8 protein-coding genes are annotated in these 12,084 nt (G+C 69.1%); 2 read left to right on the forward strand and 6 right to left on the reverse strand.

Translation table 11 applies throughout. The features are described 5' to 3' along the window. Positions 1-60: 60 nt before the first annotated feature. The 6 genes from ACTWLI_RS14385 to ACTWLI_RS14410 form a co-directional block, all read right to left on the reverse strand. Positions 61-729 (reverse strand): lysophospholipid acyltransferase family protein, encoded by a 669-nt coding sequence (locus ACTWLI_RS14385; RefSeq protein WP_445154454.1) that lies wholly within the window; start codon positions 727-729, stop codon positions 61-63. Between the two features lie 185 nt (positions 730-914). Further along, positions 915-3,854, reverse strand: coding sequence for an excinuclease ABC subunit UvrA (gene uvrA / locus ACTWLI_RS14390; protein ID WP_445154455.1), 2,940 nt, complete (start codon positions 3,852-3,854; stop codon positions 915-917). A gap of 69 nt (positions 3,855-3,923) precedes the next feature. Then, positions 3,924-4,316, reverse strand: a complete 393-nt coding sequence (locus tag ACTWLI_RS14395) for a GntR family transcriptional regulator (RefSeq protein ID WP_445154456.1) — start codon at positions 4,314-4,316, stop codon at positions 3,924-3,926. Next, on the reverse strand, positions 4,313-6,088 hold the full coding sequence (locus tag ACTWLI_RS14400) for an ABC transporter ATP-binding protein (protein WP_445156198.1): 1,776 nt from the start codon (positions 6,086-6,088) through the stop codon (positions 4,313-4,315). Before ACTWLI_RS14400 ends, ACTWLI_RS14395 begins: the two co-directional genes overlap by 4 nt. 86 nt (positions 6,089-6,174) lie before the next feature. Then, positions 6,175-7,908, reverse strand: coding sequence for an ABC transporter ATP-binding protein (locus ACTWLI_RS14405; RefSeq protein ID WP_445156199.1), 1,734 nt, complete (start codon positions 7,906-7,908; stop codon positions 6,175-6,177). A 204-nt stretch (positions 7,909-8,112) separates the two neighbouring features. Beyond that, positions 8,113-8,886, reverse strand: a complete 774-nt coding sequence (locus ACTWLI_RS14410; RefSeq protein ID WP_445154457.1) for a trans-aconitate 2-methyltransferase — start codon at positions 8,884-8,886, stop codon at positions 8,113-8,115. 73 nt (positions 8,887-8,959) lie between these two features. On the opposite strand from ACTWLI_RS14410, the gene ACTWLI_RS14415 reads away from it, so the two are divergent. Further along, the gene (locus ACTWLI_RS14415; RefSeq protein WP_445154458.1) at positions 8,960-11,506 is read left to right on the forward strand and encodes a DEAD/DEAH box helicase; all 2,547 of its coding nucleotides are present in this window, start codon (positions 8,960-8,962) and stop codon (positions 11,504-11,506) included. Positions 11,507-11,543: 37 nt separating this feature from the next. After that, positions 11,544-12,044: a GNAT family N-acetyltransferase gene (locus tag ACTWLI_RS14420; protein WP_445154459.1), complete on the forward strand. Its 501-nt coding sequence runs from the start codon at positions 11,544-11,546 to the stop codon at positions 12,042-12,044. Positions 12,045-12,084 lie beyond the last annotated feature (40 nt).

Here is a 12,084-nt window from a genome sequence, read left to right on the forward strand (position 1 = left end):
GAGCCTGCCGGGGCGGACCTGACATCCGCCGGCCCCGGCGGCCGCCGGGGCCGGCAACGGCTAGTCGACGCTCTTGCTCTGGTTGTACGTGGTGGCGCGCTCCTGGCCGCTCAGCTCCGCGATGGCATCCATGATCCGGTCGGTGACCTGGCGCCGCGCGGGCAGGGAGTGGTCCGGTCCGGTCTTGTCGAAGTAGAGCGGCTCGCCGACCTTCATGGTGAAGTGCTGCGGCTTGATCTTGTTGGTGTCGGCGGGCTGGAGGTCCCCGGTGCCGATCAGGCCCACCGGGATCACCGGCGCACCCGTCGTGAGGGCCAGCCAGCCGACGCCGGTGCGGCCGCGGTAGAGGATGCCGTCGCGGGAGCGGGTGCCCTCGGGGTAGATCCCGACGCCCTTGCCGGCGTCGAGGATGTCCAGCAGCGTCTTCAGGGCCTGCACGCTGGCGGCCTGCTCCCCGCGCTCGACCGGGATGGACCCGACCGCCTCGAAGAACGACTTCATCAGCTTGCCCTTGGCGCCGCCGGTGGTGAAGTACTCCGCCTTGGCGAAGAACGCCACGGGGCGCGGCATGAGGGCCTGGACGATCACACTGTCGAGGAAGGACAGGTGGTTCGGAGCAACGATGAACGGACCCTCCTTGGGCACGTTCTCAAGGCCGATCACGGTGGGACGGCAGGTGGAGGAGATCAACCCGCGGGTGGTCCAGCGGATCGCGTCAAACATTGCCAAGGATGTGCACCTCATTCAGGGCTGTGGTCCCCGCGGCCGGACCGATGGAGGTGCCGCCGGGGTGGGAGTTCGCGGGCACGGTTGTTGGCGTCACCGGCCTAGTTTCTCACGACTGCGCGGATGCCAGAAACTCCCATGCCCCGCAGGGAATACATCCCTGCGGGGCATGGGCCCCGGCGGGTTCCTCAGCCGAGGAGTTCGGCGAGGAACGCGGCGGTGTGGCTTTCCTTGGACTTCGCGACCTGCTCCGGGGTGCCGGTGGCCACGATCCGGCCGCCACCGGAGCCGCCGTCGGGGCCGAGGTCGACGAGCCAGTCGGCGCTCTTGATCACGTCGAGGTTGTGCTCGATGGTGATGACGGTGTTGCCCTTGTCGACCAGGCCTTGGAGGACCATGAGGAGCTTGCGGATGTCCTCGAAGTGCAGGCCGGTGGTCGGCTCGTCCAGGACGTAGATGCTGCGCCCGTTGGACCGCTTCTGCAGTTCCGCTGCCAGCTTCACGCGCTGCGCCTCGCCGCCGGAGAGGGTGGTGGCGGGCTGGCCCAGCCGGACGTAGCCGAGGCCGACGTCGACCAGGGTCTTCAGGTGCCGGGCGATCGGCGAGAACGCGGCGAAGAATTCGGCGCCCTCCTCGATCGGCATGTTCAGCACGTCGGCGATGGTCTTGCCCTTGTAGTGGACCTCGAGCGTTTCGCGGTTGTAGCGCGCCCCGTGGCAGACCTCGCAGGGCACGTAGACGTCCGGCAGGAAGTTCATCTCGATCTTCAGGGTGCCGTCGCCGGAGCAGGCCTCGCAGCGGCCGCCCTTGACGTTGAAGGAGAACCGGCCGGGCATGTAGCCGCGGACCTTGGCCTCGGTGGTCTCCGCGAAGAGCTTCCGGATGTGGTCGAAGACGCCCGTGTAGGTTGCGGGGTTGGAGCGCGGGGTCCGGCCGATCGGGCTCTGGTCGACGTGCACCACCTTGTCCAAGTGCTCGAGGCCCTGGACGGTCTTGTGCCGGCCGGCGACCTGCTTGGCGCCGTTGAGTTTGTTGGCGAGGACCTTGTAGAGGATCTCGTTGACCAGGGTGGACTTGCCGGAACCGCTGACGCCCGTGACGGCGGTGAAGAGCCCCAGCGGGAACGCCGCGTCCACGTTCAGGAGGTTGTTTTCCTTGGCGCCGACGACCTTCAGCTCGCGCTTCTTGTCGTATTTGCGGCGCTTCTTCGGCACCTCGATGGACTTGCGCCCGGAGAGGTAGTCGCCGGTGAGGGACTCGGTGTTTTTCAGCAGGTCCTGGTAGGACCCGCTGTGGACCACCGTGCCGCCGTGCTCGCCGGCGCCGGGTCCGATGTCGACCACCCAGTCGGCCTCGTGGATGGTGTCCTCGTCGTGCTCGACGACGATCAGGGTGTTGCCGAGGTCGCGGAGCCGGGTGAGGGTCTCGATCAGGCGGCGGTTGTCGCGCTGGTGCAGGCCGATGGAGGGCTCGTCGAGGACGTACAGCACGCCGACCAGGCCGGAGCCAATCTGGGTGGCGAGCCGGATGCGCTGGGCCTCGCCGCCGGACAGGGTGCCGGAGGGCCGCTCCAGGTTCAGGTATTCGAGGCCGACGTCGAGCAGGAAGGTCAGGCGGGCCTGGATTTCCTTGAGGACCTGGTGGGCGATCTGTGCCTCCCGGCCGGTGAGGACCAGGCTGTCGAGGAACTCGGCGCATTCGCGCATCGGCAGGGCGGCGACCTCGGCAATGGACTTGCCGTTGATCAGGACCGACAGCGACGCCGGGTTCAGCCGGGCACCGTTGCAGGCCGGGCACGGGACCTGCCGCATGTATTCCTCGTAGCGGTCCCGCGCGGAATCGGAGTCGGTCTCGGTGTGCTTGCGGTGCACGTACTGCACGACGCCTTCGAAGCCGGTGCTGTACTTGCGTTCGCGGCCGAAGCGGTTGCGGTACTGCACCACGACCTTGTGGTCCTTGCCGTGCAGGACGGTCTTCCGCGCCTCCGCGGAGAGCTTTTCCCAGGGCGTGGTCATCTTGAAGCCGAGTTCCTTGGCCAGGCCGCCGAGCAGCCGGTTCCAGTACTCGGTGGTGGCGGCGCCCAGCGACCAGGGAGCGATGGCGCCCTCGGAGAGCGACAGCTCCGGGTTGGGGATCAGGAGTTCCTCGTCCACTTCGAGCCGGGTGCCGATGCCGCTGCAGACCGAGCAGGCGCCGAAGGGGTTGTTGAAGGAGAAGGAGCGCGGTTCGATTTCGTCGATCGCCAGGGGGTGCTCGTTCGGGCAGGCGAGGTGTTCGGAGAAGGCGCGGATGCGGTCCGGATCGTCCGCCTCAAGGTCGACGAATTCAGCCAGCACCCGGCCTTCGGCCAGGCCCAGCGCGGTTTCCACCGAGTCGGTGAGGCGCTGGCTGATGCCTTCCTTGACGACCAGGCGGTCCACCACCACCTCGATGGTGTGCTTGAACTGTTTGCCCAGCTTGGGCGGGTCGCTGAGCTGGATAAGCTTGTCGTCCACCCGGGCGCGGGAGTAGCCCTTGGCGGTGAGCTCCTTGAACAGTTCGACGAATTCGCCCTTGCGGCCGCGGACCACGGGGGCCAGGACCTGGAAGCGGGTGCCGTCGGGCAGTTCGAGGAGCTGGTCGACGATCTGCTGGGGGGTCTGCTTGGTGACGGGCTCGCCGCAGACGGGGCAGTGCGGGCGTCCCACGCGGGCCCAGAGCAGGCGCATGTAGTCGTAGATCTCGGTGATCGTGCCGACCGTGGAACGCGGGTTCTTGCTCGTGGACTTCTGGTCGATGGAGACCGCCGGCGAGAGGCCCTCGATGAAGTCGACGTCGGGCTTGTCGACCTGGCCCAGGAACTGCCGCGCGTACGCCGACAGGGATTCCACGTAGCGGCGCTGCCCCTCGGCGAAGATGGTGTCGAAGGCCAGCGAGGACTTGCCGGAGCCGGAGAGACCGGTGAAGACGATCATCGCATCGCGCGGCAGGTCCAGGTCCACGTTGCGCAGGTTGTGTTCGCGCGCGCCCTTGACGACCAGCCGGGAGAGGTCCGGGCGGACGATCTCCTGGCCGCCGGACAGGGGCCGGTCGGGCAGGGCGGCGGGCTGGATTTCGATGGCGGGTTCTTCAGCTACGGCTTTAGGCACGCCTCCAATGCTAATCGAAAACTTCTTCGAATCTCTATTCGGTCGGTGTTTGTGCTATTGGAACGTCTGTTAGTGCCGGTCGTAGGCTGCGGCGAGCAGCTGGACGGCTTCGGCGAAGCTGGCCCCCTGGGCGCGGGCGGCAGCGGCAAAGTCAGCCGCCGCAGCACTGAGCGAATTCCAGACCTCGTCGCGGGGGCAGACCACTGTGCCGTTGCGGCCGCGGGTCGCGACGACGCCGGCTGCTTCCAGCTCCTTGTAGGCGCGGGCCACCGTGTGCGGTGCCACGCCCAGTTCGGCCGCCAGGCTGCGGACCGCCGGGAGCCGGGTGCCCGGCGGGAGCGACCCGTCGTCGGCCCTTTCGATGATGTTCAGGCGCAGCTGTTCGAAGAGCGGGACGGAACTGCCGGTGTTGGGCTTCCAACCGCCCGGGTAGGCCGCCGCGGCCGCCTCGACCGGGCTCACAGCTCCGGCTCCAGGACGCTGTCGGCGTCGGTGCGCCCGGCGAACTGGGAGCGGTAGAGCGAGCTGTAGAGCCCCTCCCCCGCCAGCAGTTCCCGGTGTTTGCCCTGTTCAACGATGCGTCCCTGGTCCATGACGAGAATTAGATCAGCGTCCCGGACGGTGGACAAGCGGTGGGCAATGACGAAGCTGGTCCTGCCCTGGCGGAGCCGCTTCATTGCCTGCCGGATCTGGACCTCGGTGCGGCTGTCCACCGAGCTGGTCGCCTCGTCCAAGACCAGGATGCTCCGGCCGGACAGCTGCGCCCGGGCGATCGAGATGAGCTGCCGCTGGCCGCGGCTGAGCGAGTCGCCGTCGTTGCCGAGCATGGTGGCGTAGCCGGCCGGCAGGGCGCGCACGAACTGGTCGACGTGGCTGGCCTGCGCCGCGGCGATGACGTCCTCGTCGCTGGCCCCGGGCCGGCCGTATTCGATGTTTTCCCGGATGGTGCCGGTGAACAGCCAGGCGTCCTGCAGGACGGTGCCGAACCCGGAACGCAGCCGGTCCCGCGGCATCCCGGCGATGTCCGCACCGTCCACGGTGATGCGGCCCGCGTCCAGCTCGTAGAAGCGCATCAGGAGGTTCACCACCGTGGTCTTGCCGGCGCCGGTGTGGCCGACGATCGCCACGGTCTGTCCGGGTTCGACGGTGAAGCACAGGTCCTGGACCACGGGCGCCCCCGGGCTGTACCCGAAGGTGGCGTGCTCGAACGTGACCCGGCCGGCGGGGGCCGGCCCGGTGCCGCCGGGGTGGCCGCGGGGAGCGCGGCGGGCGGCGGCCGCCGCGGCCCCGGCAGCCGGTTCCGCCGCGTCGGCGGGGATCTCCGGAGCGTCCAGCAGGGCGAATACCCGCTCGGCCGACGCCGCGCAGGACTGCATCAGGGTCAGCATGCCGCCGATCTGGCCCATGGGCTGGCTGAAGAGCCTGCTGAACTGGATGAACGCCTGGACGCCGCCGATCGTCATGGTGCCGGCGGCGACCTGGAGGGCGCCGACGACGGCGACCGCGATGTAGTTGAGGTTGGACACGAAGATCATCAGCGGCTGCACGATGCCGGAGACGTAGTGTGCCCGGGACGCGGCGCGGAGCAGCCGGTCGTTGCTCTCGCCGAAGGCGGCCGCGGCGGCGTCCTGCCGGCCGAACGCTTTGACCACCTCGTGGCCGGTGAAGAACTCCTCCAGGTGTGTGTGCAGGGTGCCGGTGCTGGCCCACTGCTCGGTGAAATGGGCCTGCGACCGGCGCGCCACGAGCACGGTGAGCAGGGTGGAGAGCGGAACGGACGCCAGCGCAATCAGCGCCAGCAGGGGCGAGAGCCAGAACATCATGGCAAGGGCGCCGGAGAGCATCAGGATGGACATGATCAGCTGGTTGAGCAGCTGGTTGAGCGACTGCGAGACGTTGTCGACGTCGTTCGTGGCGCGGCTGAGCACATCCCCCCGGTGCTGGTCGTCGAAGTGGCCGGACGGCAGCACGTGCAGCTTGTGCTCCACCGCGGACCGGAGCCCGTACACCAGCCGCTGCACGGCCGTCGCGGTCAGGGCGCCCTGGATCCAGCTGAAGAGCGAAGCCCCGAGGTACATCAGGGCGACGGCGAGGAGCAGCCGGCCGAGCCTGTGCTCATCGAAGGCGCCGCCGACCACCCCGGCCACGACGACGTCGGTGGCGTCGCCCAGGTACTTGGGGGCGGCGACGTTCAGCACGGCAAAGCCGCAGGTGGCCGCGACGACCCCCGCCATCCGCGCCCGCATCGGCTTCAGGAGACCCAGCAGCCGCCAGGCGGCCCGCCACTTCCCGTCCTCCGGCCCCGCCGGCAGTGCCGGGGTCACGGGGACTCCTCCAGCACCAGCTGCGAGGCCGCGATCTCCCGGTACGTCCGGGACGATTCCATCAGCTCGGCGTGGCTGCCCCGCGCCGCCAACAGGCCGTCCTCCAGCACGAGGATCTGATCCGCCCGTTCGATGGTCGAGACCCGTTCGGCCACGATGAGCACGGTGGCGGGCGCCAGCAGGGAGTCCAGTGCGGCCCGGAGACGGCGGTCGGTCACGTAGTCGAGGGCGGAGAAGCTGTCGTCGAACAGGTAGACCGGGGCCTGGCGGAGCAGGGCCCGGGCGATGCACAGGCGCTGGCGCTGGCCGCCGGAGAAGTTCGTGCCGCCCTGGCTGACCGGCGCGTCCAGGCCGCCGGGAAGCCGGCGCACAAAGTCCTCGGCCTGGGCGGTGTCCAGGGCGCCCCACAGCTCCGCATCGGTGGCCGCAGGGCCGCCGATCCGCAGGTTGTCCGCGACCGAGCCGGAAAAGAGGTAGGAATGCTGCGGCACCAGGGACATCCGTTCGCGCAGGGCTCCCAGCGGCAGGGACCGGATGTCCTGGCCGCCGAGGGTGATGGAGCCCGCCGTCGGGTCGAGGAAGCGCGGCAGCAGGTTCAGCAGCGTGGTCTTGCCGCTGCCCGTGGCACCGACGATCGCGGTGGTCGAACCGGGGGCGGCGGTGAAGGAGATGTCGGACAGGACCGGCGCCTCGGCCCCGGGGTAGGCGAAGGACACGCCGCGGAACTCCACGGCGGCCGGGGCAGCCACCGGCAGTCCGTCGCGGGACGGCCCGGCAATGGACGGCCCGGCAATGGACGGTTCGGTGTCCAGGACGGCCTGGATGCGCTCGGCGCAGACTGCGGCACGCGGGGCCGTGGTGAAGACGTACATGGCCATCATGATGGCGATGAGGATTTGCAGGATGTAGGCAATGAAGGCCGTCAGCGCGCCCAGCCGCATCTCGCCGGCCTCGATGCGGTGGCCGCCGAACCAGACCACGGCCACGGAGGACAGGTTGACCACCACCATGATCAGCGGGTTCATGCGGGCCACCAGCAGGGCGGAGGCCAGGTTGTTCCGGGTCAGGTCCTTGTTCGCTGCGTCGAAGCGGCGGATCTCGTGGTCCTGCCGGACGAAGCCGCGGATGACGTTGGCGCCGATGATCTGTTCCCGGAGCACCCGGCCGATCCGTTCGAGAAGCTCCTGGCCCTGGCGGTAGAGCGGGATCAGCCGCCGGACAATCAGCACCATGACGGCGGCGAGCAGGGGGATCACGGCGGCCACGATGCCGGACAGCGGAAGATCCTGGTGGGCGGCCAGCACGATGCCGCCGAGGAAGCTGGCCGGGGCGGCGGCGAGCATGGTGAAGGCCAGCAGCGCCAGGTTCTGGATCTGGATGACGTCGTTGGTGGCGCGGGTGACGAGGCTCGGCGCGCCGAACGTGCCGACGTCCTGCGAGGAGAAATGCTGTACGCGGGTGAACAGGTCCGAGCGCAGCCGGTGGCCGATCTTCATGGCGACAACGGCACCGAGGTAGCCCGCGGCCACCGCGGCCGCGACCTGGAGCGCTGCTATGCCGGCCATCCATCCCCCCAGCCGCAGGATCAGGGGGGTGTTGCCGGCGACGATGCCGTCGTCGATGACGGCCGCATTGAGCGTGGGAAGCATCAGGCCGGCGGTGGTCTGCACGAGCTGAAGGCAGACGATGGCCAGGACCGCCGCGCGGTGGGCGGACAACAGCCGTCCCATCAGCTTGATCAGCACCGAACCTCCATCGCCGGAACAGGGCTCGATTGCGGACCGCGCTGCGGCCGCCCCCGGACCGCCTTGTCATTGTAAGCCCCATCACATGCAGACTTTGTCACGCGGCGTGTCACATCAGTAAAGCCAAGGGCCCGGGACGGCCCGGGCGGTCCCCCGGCGGCAGGCGCGGCTGCGGCCGGAAGCGGCACCTTAGGACCGCTTGCGGGCCACCGCAAAGATCCGGCGGAACGGGAAGACGGTGCCGTGGGGGCCGGGCGGGTAGGCCTCTTTCAGCAGCCGCGAGTAGTCCGCCTCGAAGCTCCGGGCCTCCTCGGCCGGGAGTGCCGCGAGCACCGGTCGCAGGCCCGTCCCGCGGACCCATTCCAGCACGGGGTCCTCGCCCGGCAGGAGCTGGAGGTAGGTGGTCTCCCAGGCGTCGGCGTCGCAGCCGGCGTCGAGCATCAGCTCGAGATATTCGGCGGGTTCGGCGACGACGTCGTCGTGGCGGAGCACGCCTGCCAGGGGTCCGGACCACTCCGGCGAGGCGGCCAGTTCACGCATCAGGGCGTGGGAGGGGGCGTCGAAGTTTCCCGGCACCTGGAGGGCGAACCAGGCTCCTGCCGGCAGTGCCTCCAGCCAGCCGGCGAGGAGTTGGCGATGACCGGGCACCCACTGCAGGGCGGCGTTCGTGACGACGACGTCAGTGTCCTGCGCCGGCATCCAGTCGGCAATGTCGGCCAGGCGGAAGCCGAGGTTTCCCCCGCCCACGGTTTCCGCCTTCTCCAGCATTTCCGCCGAGGAATCAACTCCCTCGACGGCGGCGCCCGGCCAGCGGGCGGCCAGCGTCGCCGTGAGGTTCCCCGGTCCGCAGCCCAGGTCGACGACGCGCCGTGGCGCTTCGGCCCGGATCCGTGCGGTCAGGTCGAAGAACGGCCGGTCCCGGTAGTCGCCGAACTGTCGGTACTTCGCCGCATCCCACTGCATGCCTGTCCCCCTGCTTTTCATCGGTGTGCCCAGCCGAAGCCTAACCCCGGGCCGACCACTAAGCTGGAAGGCAATGAAACTTGTTGATCAGCTTCCCACCCCGGCCGCCCGAGTCTCCGGCAGGAGCGGCCTCGACCCGGATGAGCTCTACACCCGGTTTGTCGAATGGACCGAGACCCGCGGCCTGGCCCTGTACGCGGCGCAGGACGAGGCCGTGATGGAACTCGCTGCGGGCGCCAACGTCATCCTGGCCACCCCCACCGGGTCCGGTAAGTCGCTGGTGGCCATCGCGGCACACTTCCAGGCCATGGCGCGGGGGCAGCGCAGCTACTACACCGCCCCGATCAAGGCGCTCGTCTCGGAGAAGTTCTTTGCCCTGTGCGAGATCTTCGGCGCCGAGAACGTCGGCATGATCACCGGCGACTCGGGCGTCAACCAGGACGCACCCATCATCTGCTGCACCGCGGAAATCCTGGCGAACATCGCCCTGCGCGAGGGCTCGGCCGCTGACCTCGGCGCCGTCATCATGGACGAGTTCCACTTCTATTCCGACCCGCAGCGCGGCTGGGCCTGGCAGGTCCCGCTGCTGGAGCTTCCGCAGGCGCAGTTCCTGCTGATGTCCGCCACGCTCGGCGACGTGAGCCGCTTCGAGGAGCGCCTCACCGGACTGACCGGGCGCCCGACGACGACCGTCAGTTCCGCCGAACGGCCCATTCCGCTGCACTTCTACTACCAGCAGACCCCCGTGCACGAGACGCTGGAGGAGCTGCTTTCGACCAAGCAGGTGCCGGTCTATGTGGTGCACTTCAGCCAGCTCGAAGCGATCGACCGGGCCCAGAACCTGATGAGCATCAACGTCTGCACCCGCGAGGAAAAAGACAAGATCGCCGAGCTGATCGCCGGGTTCCGCTTCGCCGCAGGCTTCGGCAAGACCCTGAACCGGCTGGTCCGGCACGGCATCGGCGTGCACCACGCCGGCATGCTGCCCAAGTACCGCCGGCTCGTCGAACAGCTCGCCCAGGCCGGTCTGCTCAAGGTCATCTGCGGCACTGACACCCTGGGTGTGGGCATCAACGTGCCCATCCGCACCGTGCTCCTGACCGCGCTGAGCAAGTACGACGGCGTCCGCACCCGCCTGCTGAACCCGCGCGAGTTCCACCAGATCTCCGGGCGGGCCGGCCGGGCCGGCTACGACACGGCGGGCACCGTCGTCGTGCAGGCGCCCGAGCACGTGATCGAAAACGTCAAGGCCATGGCCAAGGCGACGGCCAAGTTCGGTGACGACCAGAAGAAGCTGCGGCAGGTGGTCAAGAAGAAGCCGCCCGAGGGCTTTGTGTCCTGGGGCGAACCCACGTACCAGCGGCTGGTGGAGTCCGTGCCGGACCCGCTGGTGTCCAGCTTCACCGTGACCCACGCGATGCTGATGAACCTGATGGAGCGCCCGGGTGACCCGTTCACGGCGGCCCGACGCCTGCTGACCGAAAACCATGAGACACGCCCCGCCCAGCTGAAGCTGATGAAGAAGGCCCTCGGCATCTACCGCGAACTGCTGGCCGCCGGCGTCGTCGAACGCATCCCGCCCGAGGAACAGGGGCCCGACGGCCGCACGGTCCGGCTCACCGTCCACCTGCAGCCGAACTTCGCCCTGAACCAGCCGCTCTCCCCCTTCGCCCTGGCGGCGCTGGAGCTGCTGGACCCGGAGTCGCCGTCGTACGCCCTCGACGTCGTCTCGGTGATCGAAGCCACGCTCGAGAAGCCGCGGCAGATCCTGTCCGCCCAGCAGAAGAAGGCCCGGGGCGAGGCGGTCGCGGCGATGAAGGCCGACGGGATCGACTACGACCAGCGGATGGCGATGCTCGAGGAGGTCAGTTACCCGCAGCCGCTCGCGGAGATCCTCGGCGAGGCCTTCGAGGTGTACCGCAAAGCCGCACCCTGGATCGGCGACTTCGAACTGGCACCCAAGTCCGTCATCCGCGACATGTACGAGCGGGCCATGAACTTCGGCGAGTTCGTCCAGTATTACGGCCTGGCCCGCTCCGAGGGCATCGTGCTGCGCTACCTCGCCGACGGCTTCAAGGCGCTCCGGCAGACGGTGCCGCAGGATGCGCTGCGCGAGGACCTTGAGGACCTCATCGCCTGGCTCGGCGAACTGGTCCGCCAGGTCGACTCCAGCCTGCTGGATGAATGGGAGGAGCTCACCTCCGGAGCCGCCCCCACCCCGCACGATGCCCCACCGCCCCCGCCGCCGTCGCTGACCTCGAACACCCGGGCCTTCCGCGTCATGGTGCGCAACGAGATGTTCCGCCGGGTGGAACTGTTCGCGGACGAGGCCGCCACCGCCCTCGGGGAGCTCGACGGCGCCTCCGGCTGGGACGCCGACCGCTGGGAAGACGCCCTGGACGACTATTTCGAGGAGCACGGCGACATCGGCACCGGGCCGGACGCCCGCGGGCCCGGGCTGCTGATCATCACCGAGGAGCCCGGCACGTGGAAGGTCCGGCAGATCTTCGACGACCCGGCCGGCAACCACGACTGGGGCATCTCCGCCGAGGTGGATCTGGCCGCCTCGGACGAGACGGGCACAGCCGTCGTCACAGTGACGGCCGTGAACCGGCTGTAGCCGCGGTACGGCCCGGCGTGCCAGTAAACTGGCGACCATGAGTGTAATCCGCCCGGCTACCGTCTCCGACGTCCCCGCCATCCTGCGCATGATCCATGACCTCGCCGTTTACGAGAAGGAGCCGGACGCCGTCCGGAACACCCCGGAAATGCTTACCGAGGTGCTCTTTGGCGAGAACCCGCGCGTCTACGCCACCATGGCCGAGAACGAGGCCGGCGACGTCCAGGGCTTCGCCATGTGGTTCCTGAACTACTCCACCTGGGAGGGCGTGCACGGGATCTACCTCGAAGACCTCTACGTCATGCCCGAGGCCCGGGGCGCCGGACACGGCCGGGCGCTGCTGCAGCACCTGGCCGCAACCGCCGTCGAACGCGGGTACGCCCGGGTGGAGTGGAGCGTGCTGGACTGGAACGAACCGTCGATCGGGTTCTACCGCAGCCTCGGCGCCGCCCCGATGAACGGCTGGTCCACCTTCCGGCTTACCGGCGATGCGCTGGATGCCTTCGGCGGCGCCCGCACGGCCGACGCCCGTGGCTGAGCCCGCCGTCGCCGAGTCCGCCGTGGCCGAACCGGGGCCG

The sequence above is a fragment of the Arthrobacter sp. Hor0625 genome (assembly GCF_052567525.1).